Origin of the sequence: Pseudomonas lurida (assembly GCF_002563895.1) — a bacterium.
Classification (GTDB): Bacteria; Pseudomonadota; Gammaproteobacteria; order Pseudomonadales; family Pseudomonadaceae; genus Aquipseudomonas; species Aquipseudomonas lurida.
Genome location: NZ_PDJB01000001.1, coordinates 1529595 through 1548396, shown reverse-complemented (window position 1 = coordinate 1548396; position 18802 = coordinate 1529595). Strand labels below are relative to the sequence as shown.

Here is an 18802-nt window from a genome sequence, read left to right as displayed (position 1 = left end):
CCCATGTCGAAATTTTTTATCGACCGTCCCATTTTTGCCTGGGTAATTGCCCTGGTGATCATGCTGGTCGGGGCACTGTCGATCCTGAAGTTGCCCATCAACCAATACCCGGCCATCGCGCCGACCGCCATCGACATCCAGGTGACCTACCCAGGCGCGTCCGCACAAACCGTGCAGGACACCGTGGTGCAGGTCATCGAGCAACAGCTCAACGGTATCGACAACCTGCGTTATGTCGCCTCGGACAGTAACTCCGACGGCAGCATGACCATCACCGCGACGTTCAACCAGGGTACCAACCCGGACATCGCCCAGGTTCAAGTGCAGAACAAGCTGAACCTGGCGACGCCACTGCTGCCGCAAGAAGTGCAGCAGCAGGGTATCCGCGTGACCAAGTCGGTGAAGAACTTCCTGATGGTGATCGGTCTGGTGTCGGAAGACGGCAGCATGACCAAGGACGACCTGTCCAACTACATCGTGTCCAACATCCAGGACCCGATCTCGCGTACTGCGGGTGTCGGTGACTTCCAGGTGTTCGGTTCGCAGTACGCCATGCGTATCTGGCTCGACCCGGCCAAGCTGAATAACTACCAGTTGACCCCGGTCGACGTCAGCACCGCCATCTCGGCCCAGAACGTACAGGTGGCCACTGGTCAGTTGGGCGGCCTGCCCGCCTTGCCCGGCAACCAGTTGAACGCAACCATCATCGGCAAGACGCGCCTGCAGACGGCTGAGCAATTCGGCAACATCCTGATGAAGGTCAATGCCGACGGCTCCCAGGTTCGCCTGCGTGACGTCGCTCGCATCGAACTGGGTGGCCAGAACTACAGCATCAGTGCGCAGTTCAACGGCAAGCCTGCTTCCGGCATGGCGATCAAGCTGGCCTCGGGCGCGAACGCCCTGGACACCGGCAAGGCCATCCGTGCCACCGTCGCCTCGCTCGAACCGTTCTTCCCGCCTGGCATGAAGGCGGTGGTGCCGTATGACACTACCCCGGTCGTGACTGAATCGATCTCCGGTGTAGTCGACACGCTGGTAGAAGCGATCGTGCTGGTGTTCCTGGTGATGTTCCTGTTCCTGCAGAACTTCCGCGCCACCATCATCACCACCATGACCGTACCGGTGGTACTGCTGGGGACCTTCGGGATCCTGGCCGCGTTCGGTTTCACCATCAACACCCTGACCATGTTCGGCATGATCCTGGCCATCGGCTTGCTGGTGGATGACGCCATCGTCGTGGTGGAAAACGTCGAGCGGGTAATGGCCGAGGAGCACCTGTCGCCGAAAGAGGCGACGGTCAAATCCATGGGCCAGATCCAGGGCGCCCTGGTAGGTATCGCCCTGGTTCTGTCGGCCGTACTGTTGCCGATGGCCTTCTTCGGCGGCTCCACCGGCGTGATCTACAAGCAGTTCTCCATCACCATCGTTTCGGCCATGGCGCTGTCGGTACTGGTTGCCCTGATCTTCACCCCGGCCTTGTGCGCCACCATGCTCAAGCCAATCGATCCGGAAAAACACGGCCAACCCAAGCGCGGTTTCTTCGGCTGGTTCAACCGCACCTTCGACCGTGGCGTACTGAGCTACGAGCGTGGCGTGGGCAACATGATCAAGCACAAGATCCCGGCGTTCCTGGTGTACGTCCTGATCTTCGCCGGCATGATCTGGCTGTTCATGCGCATCCCTGCTGCGTTCCTGCCCGACGAAGACCAAGGTGTGATTTTTGCCCAGGTGCAGACACCGGTCGGTTCTTCGGCTGAACGCACCCAGAAAGTCATCGACGATATGCGCGCCTTCCTGCTCAACGACAAGGAAGGCGAGCCTGGCGAAGGCAAAGGCGTGAAATCGGTGTTTACCGTAAACGGCTTCAACTTCGCCGGTCGTGGCCAGAGCTCGGGCCTGGCATTTGTGATGCTCAAGCCGTGGGACGAGCGTGACGCCTCCAACTCGGTGTTCGAGATCGCCAAGCGCGCCCAGGGCTACTTCATGCAGACATTCAAGGACGCCATGGTATTTGCCATCGTGCCGCCGTCTGTACTGGAACTGGGTAACGCCACCGGCTTCGACGTGTTCCTGCAAGACCAGGGCGGTGTAGGCCATGAAAAATTGATGGCTGCACGAAACCAGTTCCTCGGCATGGCAGCACAAAGCAAGATCCTGGCAGGTGTGCGCCCCAACGGCGTGAACGATGAGCCGCAGTACGAGCTCACCGTCGACGACGAGAAGGCCAGCGCCCAGGGCATCACCCTGTCGAACATCAACCAGACCCTGGCGATTGCCCTGGGTGGCAGCTACGTCAACGACTTCATCGACCGCGGTCGGGTGAAGAAGGTGTACGTGCAAGGTGACGCCGCGAGCCGCATGTCCCCTGAAGACCTGAACAAATGGTTCGTGCGCAGCGACTCCGGGAAAATGGTGCCGTTGTCTGCCATCGCTTCGGGCAAGTGGATCTTCGGTTCGCCGAAACTCTCGCGCTACAACGGTGTAGCGGCGATGGAGATCCTCGGCACCCCGGCGCCGGGCTACAGTACCGGTGACGCCATGGCCGAAGTCGAGCGTATCGCCAAGCAACTGCCCGCGGGTATTGGCTATGCGTGGACCGGACTGTCGTATGAAGAACGCCTGTCCGGCTCCCAGGCGCCTGCGCTGTACGCTCTGTCGCTGCTGGTCGTGTTCCTGTGCCTCGCGGCACTGTACGAAAGCTGGTCGATCCCGATCGCAGTCATCCTGGTAGTCCCTCTCGGGGTCGTGGGTGCGTTGATGGCGACCAGCATGCGCGGGTTGTCCAACGACGTGTTCTTCCAGGTGGGCTTGCTGGTGACGGTGGGCCTGGCAGCGAAGAACGCCATCTTGATCGTAGAGTTTGCCAAAGAGCTCCACGAACAAGGCAAAGGCATCGTCGAGGCAGCCATCGAGGCCTCGCGGATGCGTCTGCGGCCGATCATCATGACCTCCATGGCGTTCGTCCTTGGCGTATTGCCGCTGGCCATCTCCTCGGGCGCTGGCTCGGGCAGCCAGCACGCGATCGGTACCGGCGTAATTGGCGGTATGATCACGGCCACTGTGTTGGCGATCTTCTGGGTACCGTTGTTCTTCGCAACCGTGTCCGCCATCGGCGACCGTAAACCGAAAGAAACCAAGCAAACTCCTAAAGAGGCTGGCCAATGAGCAAGTCGCTACTTTCCCTAGCCGTCACGGCCTTCGTGCTCAGTGGCTGCTCGCTGATACCTGACTATCAGCGCCCCGAAGCGCCGGTGGCCGCACAGTTCCCGCAGGGGCCGGCGTATTCGTCGGCCCAGGCGCCGAACCAGGCAGCTGCCGAGCAGGGCTGGAAGCAGTTTTTCCATGACCCTGCCCTGCAACAGCTGATCCAGACCGCGCTGGTGAACAACCGTGACCTGCGCGTCGCGGCCCTGAACATCGACGCGTATGCCGCGCAGTACCGTATCCAGCGTGCCGACCTGTTCCCGGCCGTATCGGCCAATGGCAGCGGTAGCCGCCAGCGTGTGCCGGCCCGTGCGTCGCAGACCGGCGAAGCGAACATCACCAGCCAGTACTCGGCCACCCTCGGGATCAGTTCCTATGAGCTGGACCTGTTCGGCCGCGTGCGCAGCCTGAGCGAAGAAGCGTTGCAGCAGTACTTCGCTACTGAAGAAGCACGCCGCAGCACCCAGATCAGCCTGGTGGCCAGCGTGGCCAATGCCTACCTGACCTGGCAAGCCGACAAGGAACTGCTCAAGCTGACCCAGGACACCCTGGGCGCGTTCGAGCAGAGCTTCAAGCTCACCTCGCGCAGCAACGAAGTCGGCGTGGCCTCGGCCCTCGACCTGAGCCAGGCACGTACTTCGGTGGAAAACGCCCGTGTGCAACTTGCCCGGTATACACGCCAGGTCGCCCAGGACGAAAACAGCCTGACCCTGCTGCTGGGCACCGGCCTGCCGGCGAATATCGCCAGCAAGCCGCTGTCGGATGACCTGCTCAGCGAAGTGCCAGCCGGGTTGCCGTCGGACCTGCTGCAACGTCGCCCCGACATCTTGCAGGCCGAGTACAACCTCAAGGCGGCTAACGCCAATATCGGCGCAGCCCGTGCAGCGTTCTTCCCGAGCATCAGCTTGACCGCCAACGCCGGCACCCTCAGCCCGGACCTCGGCGGCCTGTTCAAAGGCGGCTCTGGCACCTGGTCGTTCGCCCCGCAGATCAACATCCCGATCTTCAACGCCGGCAGCCTGCGCGCCAGCCTGGACTACTCGAAGATCCAGAAAGAGATCAACGTGGCGAACTACGAGAAGGCGATCCAGACCGGTTTCCAGGAAGTCTCCGACGGCCTCGCCGCGCGTGAAACCTATAAGCAGCAACTGGAGGCCCAGCGTGGCTTCGTCGCGGCCAACCAGGATTACTACCGCCTGGCCGAGCGTCGCTACCGCATCGGCGTCGACAGCAACCTGACGTTCCTCGATGCCCAGCGCCAGCTGTTCAGTGCCCAGCAATCGCTGATCACCGACCGCCTTGCGCAGCTGACCAGCGAGGTCAACCTGTACAAGGCCCTCGGCGGTGGCTGGAACGAGCAGACCGCGAAGAACGAGCCGGTGAAAGAAGAAGCGCCGGCCCTGAAGTTGTTCTGATAGTGGAACAGTAAACAGAAACCGCCCCCTGACAGGGGGCGGTTTTTTTATGCGCAGCTCAAAAAATGCCGGAAGGTATCTGCATCATCATCCAGGCCAAGAGGTGCATGAAACGCAGAATCTGAGCGCTCCAAGATTACGTTCGATCATCGCCCACAACCCGCCCTCCCCCACTTTCATCGCCCCCTTACCGCCCCGCAACATGGCCGCCACCTGCATAAACCCAATAACAACAGGTCTAACACCATGAGCATTTTTCACCCGCGCCGGCTGCTGCTGGCAACCGCTGTCGCCAGTCTTGCCTTGCCTGCCGTCGCCGAAGAACACGGCTTTCTGGAAGACGCCAGCGCCAACCTCAACCTGCGCAATTTCTTCTTCAACCGCAATTACACCAACCCTACCAAGACCCAGGGTGGTGCGCAGGAGTGGACGCAGAGTTTCATCCTCGATGCCAAATCCGGCTTCACCCAGGGAACCGTGGGGTTCGGCATGGATGTGCTGGGGATGTACGCGTTGAAGCTGGATGGCGGGCGCGGCACCGGCGGCACCCAACTGTTGCCGTTGGACCGTGATGGCCGCCCTGCGGATGAGTTCGGACGTTTGGGAGTGGCGTTCAAGGCGCGCATTTCCAAGACCGAAGTGAAGGTCGGCGAATGGATGCCCGTGCTGCCGATCCTGCGCTCGGACGATGGCCGCTCCCTGCCACAAACCCTGCGCGGCGGGCAGGTCACCTCGAAGGAAATCGACGGGCTGACCCTCTATGCCGGACAATTTCGCGCCAACAGCCCGCGTGACGACAGCAGCATGACTGACATGTCGATGTTCGGTAAAACCGCGTTCACCTCCGACCGCTTTAACTTTCAGGGCGGCGAGTACGCGTTCAACGACAAACGCACCCAGATCGGCCTGTGGAACGCCCAGCTCAAGGACATCTACAGCCAGCAGTTCGTCAACCTGATCCACAGCCAGCCCATCGGCGATTGGACCCTGGGCGCCAACCTCGGCTTCTTCTACGGCAAGGACGACGGCAGCGCCCGCGCCGGTGACCTGGACAACAAGACCTGGTCCGGCCTGTTCTCCGCCCGCTATGGCGGCAACACTTTCTACGTGGGGCTGCAAAAGCTCACCGGCAACAGCGCCTGGATGCGCGTCAACGGTACCAGCGGCGGCACCCTGGCCAACGACAGCTACAACAGCAGCTACGACAACGCCGAGGAAAAGTCCTGGCAAGTGCGCCACGACTATAACTTCGCCGCCCTCGGCGTGCCCGGCCTGACCCTGATGAACCGCTATATCAGCGGCAGCAACGTGCATACCGGCACCATTACCGACGGCAAGGAATGGGGCCGCGAAAGCGAACTGGGCTATACCGTGCAGAGCGGCAGCCTGAAAAACCTCACGGTAAGGCTGCGTAATTCCAGCATGCGCCGCGACTACAGCAACAACGAGTTCGACGAGAACCGGTTGATCGTCAGTTACCCGATAAGCCTGCTGTAAACCAACGGCAGACTTGCTGTATGGTGCGCGCCTGCCGCTGCTGATCCACCCAGCAGCGGCCTCCTATTCGAGCCCGCGCACCCTATGAAATCCTTCGCCATCGCATCCGCCGTGCTTGCCCTGGCCTTGAGCCTCGGCGGCTGCATCGGTGCCCCCATCGCCCTGACCCCGCAGACCGAACAACGCCTGCAAACCCAGGCACCCATTCGCTTCCTGCTGACCTTCGACGATGGCCCCAGTGCGTCGGGCTACAACAACCCAAGCCGTTCAGTGATGGCTGACCTGGCGAGCAACCCCGTGCTGCCGGGGATCAAGGCGGTGTTCTTCCTGCAAACCGAAGCCGCGCGTTCCGGCGGCAGTTCACGGGGTCGCAAGACCATGCAGCGCGAGTACGCGGCCGGTCATATTCTGGCCTTCCACACCGCCACCGGCTTTCATACCAACCACCGCTGGCTCAATGACGCCGAACTGGAACGTACCCTCACCTTGGGCGCCGCCGACCTGGCCGCGATCACCGGTAGCCCGCCCGTGCTGGTTCGCCCGCCGTTCTGGAACTACGATCGCCGTACCTTCGCCGCCTACCAGCGCCACGGCATGCACGTGTTGCTGACGGATCTGAGTGCCAATGACGGCAAGATCTGGGGCTTCAACGGCAGCCCACGCCGGCGCGCCAATCTGTATCGACAGCTGTCGGTGGTGCGCGAGCACATCGCTTTGGGGGAGTTGCCGACGGTGGACGGCGTCATACCCGTGGTGGTGACTTTCCACGACATCAACCGCTACACCGCGCGGCATATGCAAGAGTATTTGCAGATCCTGTTGGACAGCGCCCGGATCAACGGCGTGAAGACTGCCGCCGAACCGTTCTACACCGACACGGCCCAGCTTCAGCGCGCGGCGCTGGCACGTACGGTCAAGGATGTGAGTGAGCCGGTGCACCTGCCGGGCGTGTGGAACTGGGTGTGGGACGCCGACTCCCACTGACGCCTGTGCACCTGTGAAGATCTATTGTGGGAGCGGGCTTGCCCGCCCCACATTTTTAGCTGCACTTCAATTCAGTCGTGCCGGCGCGACTCGACGCCCAGTTCATCCCACACCGATTCGGCCAGGTGAAACGTCGCATTCGCGGCTGGAATCCCACAGTAAATCGCGCTCTGCATCAGCACCTCCTTGATCTCCGCGCGGGTCACGCCATTGCTGGCAGCAGCGCGCAGATGCAGCTTGAGTTCTTCGCTGCGGTTCATGCCGATCAACATGGCGATGGTGATCAGGCTGCGCGTGTGCCGAGGCAGGCCTGGGCGGGTCCAGATGTCACCCCAGGCGTGGCGGGTGATCATCTCCTGGAACTCGCTGTTGAACTCGGTCAGGGCATTGAGGCTGCGGTCGACATGGGCGTCGCCCAGCACTTCGCGACGCACTTGCAGGCCTTCGGCGTAACGTTGTTTCTCATCCACAAAAAACTCCTTGATTTACCTGGCCAGCAGAAATGCCAGTACACGCTCACTGAACGCCGCGCCAGCCTGCACATTGGACAGGTGGGCCGCATAGAACTCGGCGTATTCGGCGCCCTGCACGTGGTTCTGGATAAAGTGGCTGCCGGCGGGCGGGGTGACCGCATCTTCGGTGCCGGCAATCACCAGGGTCGGTACTTTGATCGAGGCCAACTGGTCCCGGAAATCCGCGTCACGCACCGCCGCGCAGTTGGCGGCGTAGCCCTCGGGAGAAGTCGCCGCGAGCATGTCGGTAATCTGCTTGGCCTGGTGCGGGTTGGCCGCGGCGAAATCGGCGGTGAACCAGCGCGCAATCGATGCATCGCGCAGGGCCACCATCGCATCGGCCCCGTCGCGCAGCACCATCTCGATGCGCGGGTTCCACACCTCGGGCGTGCCGATTTTAGCGGCGGTGTTGCACACCACCAGGCGCTGCAGACGCTCGCCGGCGTTGATGCCCAGCCATTGGCCGATCAGGCCGCCCATGGACAAGCCGCAAAAATGCGCGCGTTGAATATCCAGCGCATCCAGCAACGCAATCACATCGCGACCCAGTTGCTCAATGCTGTAGGGCCCTGCGGTAACCAGGGACTTGCCATGGCCACGGGTGTCAAAGCGCAGCACGCGAAAATGCTCGGTGAAGGCCGGGATCTGGATGTCCCACATATGCAGGTCGGTGCCCAGGGAATTGGACAGCACCAGCACTGGCGCATCCACAGGTCCGTCCAATTGGTAATGCAGTTCGCCCTCGGCGAGTTGTACAAATGCCACGGTGGTCTCCTCAAGCAAAGTGGTCGGCGACAGCGCGGGTCACCCAGGTGTGCGCCTGGCCCAGGTAATGGGCCGGGTCGAGCAGGCGGTCCAATTCGGCCGCTGACAGCTCAGCGGTGATGTGCGGTTCATCTGCCAGTACCGCACGTAAATGCCTCCCCTCGGCGACAGCGCGTTTGCAGCATTGCTCCAGCAGGTGGTGCGCAGTTTCGCGCCCCAGCCGTTGGGCAAGCACAATGCTCACGGCTTCGGCCAGCACCAGGCCTTGGGTCAGGTCGAGGTTTTGCGTCATCCGCAGCGGGTCGACTTCCAGGCCTTCACTCACCAGCAAGGCCTGCTGCAACGCGCCGGACACCAAGCGGCAAATCTCAGGCAGGGTTTCCCATTCGGCATGCCACAGGCCCAGGCTGCGCTCGTGCTCCTGGGGCATGGCGCTGAACATTGTCGCCACCAGGCCCGGCACACGGGTGGCGGTGCTGATCAACACCGCCGCGCCCACCGGGTTGCGTTTGTGCGGCATGGTGGAAGAACCGCCCTTGCCGGGTGCCGAAGGCTCGAAGACTTCCGCCGCTTCGGTCTGCATCAACAGGCTGATATCGCGACCCAGCTTGCCCAGGCTGCCGGCGATCAATCCGAGCACGCTGGCAAACTCCACCAAACGATCACGTTGGGTGTGCCAGGGTTGCTCAGGCAGGTTCAGTTGCAACTGCGCTGCCAACGCCTCGGCCACGGGCATGGCCTGCTCGCCAAGCGCTGCCAGGGTGCCGGATGCACCGCCAAATTGCAGCACCAGCAGGCGCGGTTTCAGTTCGACCAGACGCTGGCGACTGCGGGTTACCGCCCCCAGCCAACCGGCAATTTTCATCCCCAGGGTGACTGGCGTTGCGTGCTGCAACCAGGTCCGTCCGGCCAAAGGCACACCGGCGTAGCGTTGGGCCTGGGCGGCCAGAATGTCGCCCAGGCGCGCCAGGTCCGCTTCGATCAACCCCACTGCGCGCCGCAGTTGCAGCACCAGGCCGGTGTCCATTACATCCTGGCTGGTCGCCCCCAGGTGTACATAGCGTTCGGCCCCGGCGTCCTCACTGGCAATCAACTTGCCCAGCGCTTTCACCAACGGAATCGCCGAATTCCCCGCCGTGGCGATCGCCACGCCCAGGGCATCCACGTCGTACAGCGACGCCAGGCACGCCTGGGCGATCGGTGCGACCGCCGCCTGGGGAATCAGCCCCACTTGAGCCTGGGCCCGGGCCAAGCCCGCTTCAAAATCCAGCATGCCCTGCAAGCGCCCCTTGTCGCAGAACACTTCGGCCATGCTGTCCGCCGTGAAGTAAGCGTCGAACAATTGATTGCTCGTGCGCAGTGTCATAACGCGTCCCTTACAAATCGTGGTGCAAGTACGCCGCCTGTTTCGGCAGGCGCAAGCTGAACAGGAAGGCCACCGCCATCATGGCGGTGACATACCAATAGAAGGTGTTTTCCATGCCCATGGACTTCAGGCCCAGGGCCACGTATTCCGCCGAACCACCGAAGATCGCGTTGGCCACCGCATAGGCCAGGCCCACGCCCAGGGCGCGCACTTGTGGCGGGAACATTTCGGCCTTCACCAGGCCGCTGATCGAGGTGTAGAAACTGACGATGGCCAGCGCCAGGGTGATCAACACGAAGGCCACGAACGGGCTGCTGACGGTTTTCAGGCTCAGCAGGATCGGCACCGTGCACAGGGTGCCCAATGCGCCGAACCACAGCATCGAGTTACGGCGGCCGATCTTGTCGGCCAGCATGCCGAACAGCGGCTGCATGCACATGTAGAGGAACAGCGCGCCGGTCATGATGTAGCTGGCGGTCTTGGCGTGCATACCGGCAGTGTTCACCAGGTACTTCTGCATGTAGGTGGTAAAGGTGTAGAAGATCAACGAGCCGCCGGCGGTGTAGCCGAGCACGGTGATAAACGCGGCCTTGTGGTCACGGAACAGCGCGGCGATGCTGCCGGCGTCCTTGTCCTGGCGGGTTTCCTTGCTGGTGGTTTCTTTCAGGGTACGACGCAGCAGCAGGGAGATCACCGCCGCGACGGCGCCGATCACGAACGGAATCCGCCAGCCCCAGGCACGCAGTTCCTCTTCGGTGAGCAGCTGTTGCAGGATCACCACCACCAGTACCGCCAGCAGTTGCCCGCCGATCAGGGTCACGTACTGGAACGACGCGAAGAAGCCGCGCTGCCCCTTGAGTGCGACTTCACTCATGTAGGTCGCGGTGGTGCCGTATTCGCCACCCACCGACAAGCCCTGGAACAACCGCGCGACCAGCAGCAACGCCGGGGCCCAGGCGCCGATGTCCTTGTAGGTCGGAAGGAAGGCAATGACCAGGGAGCCGGCGCACATCATCAGCACCGAGATCATCATCGAATTCTTGCGCCCGTGCTTATCGGCCACCCGGCCAAACAGCCAGCCGCCGATGGGACGCATCAGGAAACCGGCAGCGAACACGCCGGCGGTGTTGAGCAGTTGGACCGTGGGGTCATCCGACGGAAAAAACGCGGGTGCAAAGTAGATGGCGCAGAAGGCATAGACATAGAAGTCGAACCATTCGACCAGGTTGCCGGAGGATGCCCCGACGATCGCAAAAATCCGTTTGCTGCGTTCTTCTCCGGTGTAGTGACTTGTCGTAGTTGTTGTCATGTTTTTGCACTCAGTGGGAACGGTTATAGCCTAGACATACTTTGCAACAACCATGTTCCGCAAGCAGACTTTTGGATGTGTGTTGCTTTAGAGGGCCCTATCGCAGGCCAGCCAGCGCCCACATTTTGCGGGTACACACCTTCAAATGTGAGCGCCGGCTGGCCTGCGATGGGCCCTACAGCCATCTCAGTAGTCGAAGAACACCGTCTCCTCATCCGTGCCCTGCAAAATCACATTCCACTGATACACCCCCGCCGCATCCTGCTTCGCAATCAGGGTGCGGCGACGCTCTGTGGGCACACATGCCAGCAACGGGTCATCCCCATTCAGTGCCTCGCCGTCGAAATAAATCCGCGTCAGCAAGTGCTTCACCAACCCACGGGCAAAGACCAGCACCACCAGGTGCGGCGCCTGGGTCGTGCCCTTCAGGCCCGGAACGGCGCCCGGCTTGATGGTGGTAAAGCGAAAACGCCCTTCGGCATCCACCGGCACCCGGCCGAAACCTTCGAAGTTCGGGTCTAGCGCTTTGTCCTGTTCATCTTCCGGATGGTCGTACTTGCCGGCCGAGTTGGCTTGCCAGACTTCAAGCATGGCGTCGTTGACGACATCGCCGTTGCCATCCACCACTTGCCCACTGATCGCCACGCGCTCGCCAAGGGTGGCGGCCACGGTCAGGTCTTCGCGGTTCAGCCAGGTCAGGCCGATGTGGTAATACGGCCCGACGGTGTGGGACGTGGTCGCGTTGAGTGTCATCTCATTTCTCCATCGGCGTGGCGTCGCGGCCGCGCAGGACGATGTCCCAGCGGTAGCCGAGGGCATAGGAAGGAATGGTCTTTTCCAGGTCGAAGCTGGCGATCAGGCGTTCCTTGGCGCGGGTATCCGGTACGCAGTTGTAGATCGGGTCGTATTCCAGCAGCGGGTCGCCTGGGAAATACATTTGCGTAACCAGGCGCGTCAGCACGCTCGGGCCGAACAGCGAAAAGTGGATATGCGCCGGGCGCCACGCGTTGTGGTGGTTGCCCCACGGGTAGGCACCGGGCTTGATGGTCTGGAACTGGTACCAGCCATCGGCGTCGGTGACGGTGCGCCCGGTGCCGGTGAAGTTCGGGTCCAGTGGTGCGTCGTGCAGGTCGCGCTTGTGGTTGTAGCGGCCAGCGGCGTTGGCCTGCCAGATTTCCACAAGAATGCCCGGCACCGGCAAGCCGTTTTCGTCCAGCACACGCCCATGAATAATGATCCGCTCGCCCTGAGGCTCGCCTTCATGCTGGGCGGTGAGGTCGTTGTCCTTCTCATTGACCCGCTCGGCGCCGATGGTCGGGCCGGTGATTTCCGACAAGGAATGGGGCAGGAACACCAAGGGCTGCGACGGCGAACGCAGGTTCGTCGACTGGTAGGCCGGGTGCAGGTAATCAGGTTGAGTGCCCGCTTGCGGGCGCCGGTATCCGGGCTTGTCACTCATGGAGCAATCCTCTCTTATTAGACACGTTCAATCGCCAGGGCCAAGCCTTGGCCGACGCCCACGCACATGGTCGCCAGGCCTTTGCTGCCACCGGTTTTCTCTAACTGGTGCAGGGCCGTCAATACCAGCCGCGCACCGCTCATCCCCAGTGGATGGCCAAGGGCGATGGCGCCTCCGTTCGGGTTGACCTGGGGCGCGTCGTCGGCGATGCCGAGTTCACGCAGTACGGCCAGGCCTTGGCTGGCGAAGGCTTCGTTAAGCTCGATGACGTCAAAGTCAGTGACCGCCAAGCCAAGACGTTCCACCAGTTTGCGCACTGCCGGCACCGGGCCGATGCCCATCACACGCGGTGCAACACCGGCGCTGGCCATACCCAATACGCGGGCGCGGGCGGTCAGGCCGTGTTTCTTGACGGCATCGGCGCAAGCCAGGATCAGCGCCGCCGCACCGTCATTCACACCCGAAGCGTTGCCGGCGGTGACGGTCTTGTCGGCACCGTTGACTGGCTTGAGCTTGGCCAGGGCTTCCAGGGTGGTGTCGGCCCGTGGGTGTTCATCGTGTTCGACGACGGTCTCGCCTTTTTTATGCGCGACCCGTACCGGCACGATTTCTTCCGCGAAAAAACCGGCGGCCTGGGCAGCGGCGGCGCGTTGCTGGCTGCGCAGGGCAAAGGCGTCCTGATCGGCGCGGGACACCTTGTAGTCGTCGGCGACGTTGTCAGCGGTCTGCGGCATGGCATCCACGCCGTACTGCGCCTGCATCAACGGGTTGATAAAACGCCAGCCGATGGTGGTGTCTTCCAGCTTCAGGTTGCGTGAGAAGGCCGCATCGGCCTTGCCCATCACGAACGGCGCACGGGACATTGACTCGACACCGCCGGCAATCGCCAGCTCCATTTCGCCGCTGGCAATGGCGCGAAAAGCGGTGCCGACCGCGTCCATGCCCGAGGCGCACAAGCGGTTGAGGGTCACCCCCGGAATGCTGTCCGGCAGGCCCGCCAGCAACAACGCCATGCGCGCGACGTTGCGGTTGTCTTCGCCGGCCTGGTTGGCGCAGCCGAGGAACACTTCATCGATTGCACTCCAGTCCACCGACGGGTTGCGTTCGATCAGCGCCTTGATCGGCAGCGCTGCCAGATCATCGGCACGCACGGTAGACAGGCCACCACCGAAACGGCCGATGGGGGTACGAATGGCATCGCAGATAAATACTTCGCGCATCAGGCTTCTCCCGGCGCTTGGCCATGGGCGGCCGCGGTGCGCGCTTCAAGGTCGCGCAGGGCGGTCAGCTCGAGCTCAGTCGGCTCGGCGGTGGTGTCGACCTGGTCGGCAAAACGAATCGCCCAACCGGTGGCCGCCACCACTTGCTCACGAGTGACGCCAGGGTGCAGCGCGGTGACCACGAACTCATGGGTGCCCTCTTCCGGCTCCATGATGCACAGGTCGGTAATAATCCCTACAGGCCCCGCGCCCGGCAGGCCCAGGCGCTTACGCGAGTCGCCGCCTTCGCCGTGGCCGACCGAGGTGATGAAGTCCAGTTTGTCGACGAACGAACGCGCCGATTGCTTGAGGATGATCAGCACGCTCTTGGCTGAACCGGCGATCTCCGGTGCGCCGCCGGCACCCGGCAGGCGCACTTTGGGCTGGTGATAGTCACCCACTACCGTGGTGTTGATGTTGCCGAATCGGTCGACCTGGGCGGCGCCGAGAAAGCCGACGTCAATGCGTCCGCCCTGCAGCCAATAGCGAAAGATCTCACCGGTTGGCACCACGGTGTCAGCGGTTTCCGCCAGCTCACCGTCACCGATGGACAACGGCAATACGGAAGGCTTGGCGCCAATCGGGCCAGACTCGTAGATCAACACCACGTCCGGCGAAGAGGTCAGGCGCGCCAGGTTGGCCGCCTTGGACGGCAGGCCGATGCCGACGAAGCAGACGGAGCCGTTCTTGAGGCGGCGCGCAGCGGCGACGGTCATCATTTCATTGGTCGAGTAAGCCATTACTTGGCCTCCTGCGCGGTGGCCAGCTTGGCCTGGAATTCAGTGAAATCGGCAGTGCCGTGGATGTATTCGTTGATCCAGGCGGTAAAGGTCGCACGGTCACGGGCGATCGGGTCCCACGCCTGGTAGAAGCGGTTGTCGCGTTCGTTATAGCCGTGGGCGTAGGACGGGTGCGCACCACCGGGCACATGGCACACCGCAGTCAGCGCCCAGGTCGGCAGCACGCAGCTGTTCATGGGCGCATTGAGGTCGTCGACGATCTCTTCGACCGTGACGATGCAGCGCTTGGCCGCCAGGGCCGCTTCCTTCTGCACGCCGAGGATGCCCCAGAGCAACACGTTGCCTTTGCGGTCAGCCTTTTGCGCATGGATCACGGTGACATCCGGTCGCACCGACGGCACCGCCGCCAGTACCTCACCAGTGAACGGGCAAGTCACGGTCTTGATCAGCGGGTTGACCTTGGGCAAGTCGGAACCGGCGTAGGCACGCAGCACCGCGAACGGCAATCCGGATGCACCGGCAACGTAGGCATTGGCCAGGTCAGCATGGCTGTGCTCTTCAATGTCGAGCGGTTGCGGCCATTGCTTCTCGACCGCGTCGCGCAGGCGATGCAGGGAGCCCACACCCGGGTTGCCGCCCCAGGAGAAAATCAGCTTGCGGGCGCAGCCGGCACCGATCAACTGGTCGTAGATCAGGTCAGGCGTCATACGCACCAGCGTCAGGTCTTTCTTGCCCTGACGAATGATTTCATGACCTGCTGCCGTAGGGATCAGATGGGTGAAGCCTTCCAGAGCGACGGTGTCACCGTCGTTCACAAATTGCTTCACCGCGTCACGCAGCGCGAGGATTTCAGCCATGGGGTTCGGGCTCCCGGAGTGGATCGAAAAAGGCGCTGAGGTGGCGCCGAAGTGCTTGAAGATTAAGCCGGGGAAAGGGGTCAAACAATCCGATAATCGACTCAGTGTTCGATTATCGAACGAATTGTTGCCTAGCTAATCGTTTGGACAAACGGGGTTCAATGTGGGCGCTGGCGTGCCTGCGACGGCATCGCACAGGCTCATCGGCAGACCGATTCGCCTGCCTCGCAGGCTGGCCTGCTCCCACAGGAGAAGTGGCCATCCTCAGGTGGCGTCGGCGTGGCTGACAATGCCTTTGATGACAACCGCAGCCGTTGCCAACGCCGCTGGGATCACCAAGGCGGTGAGCACCTGCTCGAAGTTCCACCCCAACCCCAGCAAGGTCGCGCCCATCCACGCACCGAGGATCGCGCCGAAACGACCAATACCCAGCATCCACGACACGCCGGTGGCGCGACCCTGGGTCGGGTAGAAGCGTGCAGCCAGGGAGGGCATCGCCGATTGCGCACCGTTGACGCACATCCCGGCGATCAACACCAAGGTCGCCAACAGGGTGATGTTGCCCAGGCTCTGCCCCACCGCGTAGGCAAACACCCCGGCGAGCAGGTAGAACGTGCCAATGACCTTATGGGGATTGAAGCGATCCATTGCCCAACCCACGCCCACCGCGCTCAACACGCCACCAAACTGGAACAGCGCGCCGATAAACGCAGCCTGTTCCATGCTGGCGCCGCTGTCGCGCATCAGGGTTGGCAACCAACTGGTAAGCAGGTACACGATCACCAGGCCCATGAAGTAGGTGAGCCAGAGCAGCAAGGTGCCGGCGCTGTAGGTGCCGGAGAAGATCACCGCAAACACGTTGCGAGCCTTGACGGTTTTTTGCTCGGGCACGCTGAAACTGCTGGCCTGTGCAACGATAGAGGGCTCGATGGGTGACAGGGTCTTGCGCACCTTGTCGGTCCCCCGGTTGCGCACCACCAGGTAGCGCGCCGACTCCGGCAGCCATACCAGCAATACCACCGCCAGGATCAACGGCAGGATGCCGCCGATCAGCAGCAGGCTATGCCAGCCGAACGCCGGGATGAGTTTGGCCGAGATAAACCCGCCACCGGCCATGCCCAGGTTGAAGCCGCAGAACATGCTGGTCACTAGCAGCGACTTGTGGCGTTCCGGGGTGTACTCGGACAGCAGCGTAGTGGCATTGGGCATGCCGGCACCCAGCCCCAGCCCGGTGAGAAAGCGCAGCACCAGCAACTGATCGACATTGCTGCTGTAGGCCGAAGCCAGGCTGAATGCGCCAAACACCAGCACCGCCCCCACCAGCACCACTTTGCGACCGAAACGATCCGCCAGCGGGCCGGAGCCCAGTGCGCCAAACACCATGCCGATCAACGCGGCGCTCATCACCGGGCCGAGGCTGGCGCGGTCTATGCCCCAATCCTGGGACAGCGCAGGCGCGATGAAGCCCATGGCCGCAGTGTCGAGCCCATCAAGGAACACAATCAGGAAACACAGGATCACCACGCGCCACTGATAACGTGACAGTGGCTGGGTGTTGATGAAGGACTGGACGTCCAACGCAGTACCGACAGAGGGCTGATTCATTGTTTTTATTTCCACACCGATGGCGGGCTGACGACCTGGGGTCGTCGTTATTATTGGGCGGCGCTAACAGCGCTGCCGCACATTAATAAGCCAGGGGAAACACCGTCAATTGATCAAGCCGGGATCTGTGCGGTCACCGAACAGCTTAGGCAAACAGCTGTGCACTCAACTCGCGGCTGGCACTGAGCATGCTTGGCAGGAAACGTTGCTCCAGCTCGCTGCGACTGACCCTGCCCGCGTGGGTGCTGACGTTCAGGGCGGCCAATACCTGGCCCGAGGCGTCATAGACCGGCACGGCAATGGAGCGCAGCCCCTGCTCCAGCTCCTGGTCGACGATGCACCAGCCCTGCTGACGCACCTGTTGCAGGCATTCGAACAGCGCTTCGGGCGTCGTGAGGGTGCGGCTGGTCTTGGTTTGCAGCTCGGCGTGGTCGAGATAATCCTGCAACGAGGCGTCATCCAGCGCTGCGAGCAAAATGCGGCCCATGGAGGTGCAATAAGCCGGCAGTCTGCCGCCCACCGACAAGTCCACGGAGATCAGGCGCTGCGTGGTGGCCGAACGGGCGATGTAGAGGATGTCGTCGCCTTCAAGGGTGGCCATGTTGCAGGCTTCGTGGAGCTGCTCGCTCATGCGATCCAGATAAGGCTGGGCCGACACCGCCAGCGGCGTGGACGACAGATAGGCGTGGCCCAGGGTCAGGACTTTGGGCAATAGCGAATAGGTTCGCCCGTCGGTGGTGGCATAGCCGAGCTTGATCAGGGTGTGCAAGCAACGGCGTACGGCGGCACGGGGGATTTCCGTACGGTGGCTGATCTGGGCGATGGTGAGGTGGCGCTTGCGTTCCTGGAACGCCTGCACCACGGCCAGGCCACGGGCCAGGGAGGTCATGAAGTCTGGATCACCGGTAAACGCCTGGATACGCTTGGCCGGAGAGGCAACGATCGGCGGCGCCACTGATGCGAAAGAGTTGCGCAATTGATCGTTCATGTCGTGATCCTTTCTCTTATTGTCGACCGCAAGGGAGGTTTTGGCTGCTATTACAAGCTGCGTCAGCCGAGATGTACAAGGCAGGGCCAACAACATTGTGCGATTATCGGACGATCATTCGATTATCGCAATTTCCCGTCACCCTGCCATGAGCGGCCCGCCGGCGGTAGGAAAATGAAGGGCGGTTAATAACGTTTGAAGTTGGATTAAATGTAGGGCGCCAGTCATTTGCGCATTTACCGATACGCACGTGTAACAAAACGCTCACACAAGTTGACGGTTTTTAACTTTATGCTGATAGTGTTATTCAAATGCGCCGCTATAATGCACGCTGTGCACAGGTCTGCCCGGTTTCATTATCGGGAACGGAGCTCGCCAGCTGCTGCACACGCGGTGCATGGTTGATTGCAACTACCGGCCTCGAATGACTGCACTCACTAAGTGACGCCCCTTCCCTATTCCGAAGTTGAACGTTTACACGCATCAACTTGGAATCCCGCGAGGGCGCATTCCGGCATCACGCTGCAACGTATTGACTCTCAACTCAATTAGGTAACGATGTGACGAAAGATGAACTGCGCGCGGAACTTGAGCGCCAGGAGCAACGTTACAAGGACGTTTACGGCGGGGAAGTCACCACCTACGCCGCCCAGCCCGAACCTGAACGCAAACCATGGCGCAAAAGAGCCAGCCTGCTCGACCAGGCGTTTGCCCAGGAAATCCAAAAGATTGAGCAGGAACTCAAAACCGAAGAGCCATAAGCGATTCGGTTTGAACCTCAAGGTTGGCCTCGGCTGCTAGCACATAGCTAGCAGCCGACTAGCCTGCATCCCACCACGTTA

Annotated in this window: 16 protein-coding genes; 5 read left to right on the top strand and 11 right to left on the bottom strand. The window is 61.9% G+C overall.

Annotation, left to right across the window (positions count from 1 at the left end):
- The first annotated feature begins 3 nt into the window (after window positions 1-3).
- The 4 genes from ATH90_RS06990 to ATH90_RS06975 all read left to right on the top strand — a co-directional run bounded on the left by ATH90_RS06990 (window position 4) and on the right by ATH90_RS06975 (window position 7100).
- Entirely contained in the window at window positions 4-3165 is a 3162-nt protein-coding gene (locus tag ATH90_RS06990) for an efflux RND transporter permease subunit (protein WP_034103998.1), read from the top strand.
- Window positions 3162-4619, top strand: coding sequence for an AdeC/AdeK/OprM family multidrug efflux complex outer membrane factor (adeC, locus tag ATH90_RS06985; protein ID WP_034103996.1), 1458 nt, complete (start codon window positions 3162-3164; stop codon window positions 4617-4619). The genes ATH90_RS06990 and adeC overlap by 4 nt, the downstream gene beginning before the upstream one ends.
- Window positions 4620-4865: 246 nt before the next feature.
- Window positions 4866-6116: an OprD family porin gene (locus ATH90_RS06980; RefSeq protein WP_098465931.1), complete on the top strand. Its 1251-nt coding sequence runs from the start codon at window positions 4866-4868 to the stop codon at window positions 6114-6116.
- Window positions 6117-6200: 84 nt separating this feature from the next.
- On the top strand, window positions 6201-7100 hold the full coding sequence (locus tag ATH90_RS06975) for a polysaccharide deacetylase family protein (protein ID WP_034103991.1): 900 nt from the start codon (window positions 6201-6203) through the stop codon (window positions 7098-7100).
- A gap of 71 nt (window positions 7101-7171) precedes the next feature.
- Here the strand turns inward: ATH90_RS06975 and pcaC are convergent, their stop codons facing one another.
- The 11 genes from pcaC to pcaR all read right to left on the bottom strand — a co-directional run bounded on the left by pcaC (window position 7172) and on the right by pcaR (window position 17960).
- Window positions 7172-7570 (bottom strand): 4-carboxymuconolactone decarboxylase, encoded by a 399-nt coding sequence (gene pcaC, locus ATH90_RS06970; protein ID WP_069022212.1) that lies wholly within the window; start codon window positions 7568-7570, stop codon window positions 7172-7174.
- Between the two features lie 15 nt (window positions 7571-7585).
- On the bottom strand, window positions 7586-8377 hold the full coding sequence (gene pcaD, locus ATH90_RS06965; protein WP_034103987.1) for a 3-oxoadipate enol-lactonase: 792 nt from the start codon (window positions 8375-8377) through the stop codon (window positions 7586-7588).
- A gap of 10 nt (window positions 8378-8387) precedes the next feature.
- Entirely contained in the window at window positions 8388-9743 is a 1356-nt protein-coding gene (locus ATH90_RS06960) for a 3-carboxy-cis,cis-muconate cycloisomerase (RefSeq protein WP_098465930.1), read from the bottom strand.
- 10 nt (window positions 9744-9753) lie between these two features.
- A complete protein-coding gene (locus tag ATH90_RS06955) occupies window positions 9754-11052 on the bottom strand; it encodes an MFS family transporter (RefSeq protein WP_034103984.1) in 1299 nt (432 codons plus the stop codon).
- 186 nt (window positions 11053-11238) lie between these two features.
- Window positions 11239-11805, bottom strand: coding sequence for a protocatechuate 3,4-dioxygenase subunit alpha (gene pcaG, locus ATH90_RS06950; protein WP_098465929.1), 567 nt, complete (start codon window positions 11803-11805; stop codon window positions 11239-11241).
- 1 nt (window position 11806) lies between these two features.
- Window positions 11807-12511, bottom strand: a complete 705-nt coding sequence (gene pcaH, locus ATH90_RS06945; RefSeq protein WP_034103980.1) for a protocatechuate 3,4-dioxygenase subunit beta — start codon at window positions 12509-12511, stop codon at window positions 11807-11809.
- Between the two features lie 17 nt (window positions 12512-12528).
- A complete protein-coding gene (pcaF, locus tag ATH90_RS06940; protein ID WP_174555877.1) occupies window positions 12529-13734 on the bottom strand; it encodes a 3-oxoadipyl-CoA thiolase in 1206 nt (401 codons plus the stop codon).
- Window positions 13731-14510, bottom strand: coding sequence for a CoA-transferase subunit beta (locus tag ATH90_RS06935; protein ID WP_034103976.1), 780 nt, complete (start codon window positions 14508-14510; stop codon window positions 13731-13733). Before ATH90_RS06935 ends, pcaF begins: the two co-directional genes overlap by 4 nt.
- Window positions 14510-15367 (bottom strand): CoA transferase subunit A, encoded by an 858-nt coding sequence (locus ATH90_RS06930; protein WP_034103974.1) that lies wholly within the window; start codon window positions 15365-15367, stop codon window positions 14510-14512. The genes ATH90_RS06935 and ATH90_RS06930 overlap by 1 nt, the downstream gene beginning before the upstream one ends.
- Window positions 15368-15631: 264 nt before the next feature.
- Complete coding sequence (gene pcaK, locus ATH90_RS06925; protein ID WP_098465928.1) at window positions 15632-16972, bottom strand: 4-hydroxybenzoate transporter PcaK; 1341 nt, start codon at window positions 16970-16972, stop codon at window positions 15632-15634.
- A 145-nt stretch (window positions 16973-17117) separates the two neighbouring features.
- Window positions 17118-17960 carry a pca regulon transcriptional regulator PcaR gene (gene pcaR, locus ATH90_RS06920; RefSeq protein ID WP_034103970.1) on the bottom strand — a complete coding sequence of 281 codons (843 nt, stop codon included), beginning with the start codon at window positions 17958-17960 and terminating at the stop codon, window positions 17118-17120.
- A 560-nt stretch (window positions 17961-18520) separates the two neighbouring features.
- Here pcaR and ATH90_RS06915 point away from each other — a divergent pair.
- Window positions 18521-18721: a hypothetical protein gene (locus tag ATH90_RS06915; RefSeq protein ID WP_003189295.1), complete on the top strand. Its 201-nt coding sequence runs from the start codon at window positions 18521-18523 to the stop codon at window positions 18719-18721.
- Window positions 18722-18802 lie beyond the last annotated feature (81 nt).

Bases quoted from the DNA above. Each gene is read 5' to 3' on its own strand.
- ATH90_RS06980 (WP_098465931.1), top strand. From the start codon at position 4,866: ATGAGCATTTTTCACCCGCGCCGGCTGCTGCTGGCAACCGCTGTCGCC.
- ATH90_RS06990 (WP_034103998.1), top strand. From the start codon at position 4: ATGTCGAAATTTTTTATCGACCGTCCCATTTTTGCCTGGGTAATTGCC.
- pcaK (WP_098465928.1), bottom strand. From the start codon at position 16,972: ATGAATCAGCCCTCTGTCGGTACTGCGTTGGACGTCCAGTCCTTCATC.
- pcaH (WP_034103980.1), bottom strand. From the start codon at position 12,511: ATGAGTGACAAGCCCGGATACCGGCGCCCGCAAGCGGGCACTCAACCT.
- ATH90_RS06935 (WP_034103976.1), bottom strand. From the start codon at position 14,510: ATGGCTTACTCGACCAATGAAATGATGACCGTCGCCGCTGCGCGCCGC.
- ATH90_RS06930 (WP_034103974.1), bottom strand. From the start codon at position 15,367: ATGGCTGAAATCCTCGCGCTGCGTGACGCGGTGAAGCAATTTGTGAAC.
- pcaR (WP_034103970.1), bottom strand. From the start codon at position 17,960: ATGAACGATCAATTGCGCAACTCTTTCGCATCAGTGGCGCCGCCGATC.
- adeC (WP_034103996.1), top strand. From the start codon at position 3,162: ATGAGCAAGTCGCTACTTTCCCTAGCCGTCACGGCCTTCGTGCTCAGT.
- ATH90_RS06955 (WP_034103984.1), bottom strand. From the start codon at position 11,052: ATGACAACAACTACGACAAGTCACTACACCGGAGAAGAACGCAGCAAA.
- ATH90_RS06975 (WP_034103991.1), top strand. From the start codon at position 6,201: ATGAAATCCTTCGCCATCGCATCCGCCGTGCTTGCCCTGGCCTTGAGC.
- ATH90_RS06960 (WP_098465930.1), bottom strand. From the start codon at position 9,743: ATGACACTGCGCACGAGCAATCAATTGTTCGACGCTTACTTCACGGCG.
- pcaG (WP_098465929.1), bottom strand. From the start codon at position 11,805: ATGACACTCAACGCGACCACGTCCCACACCGTCGGGCCGTATTACCAC.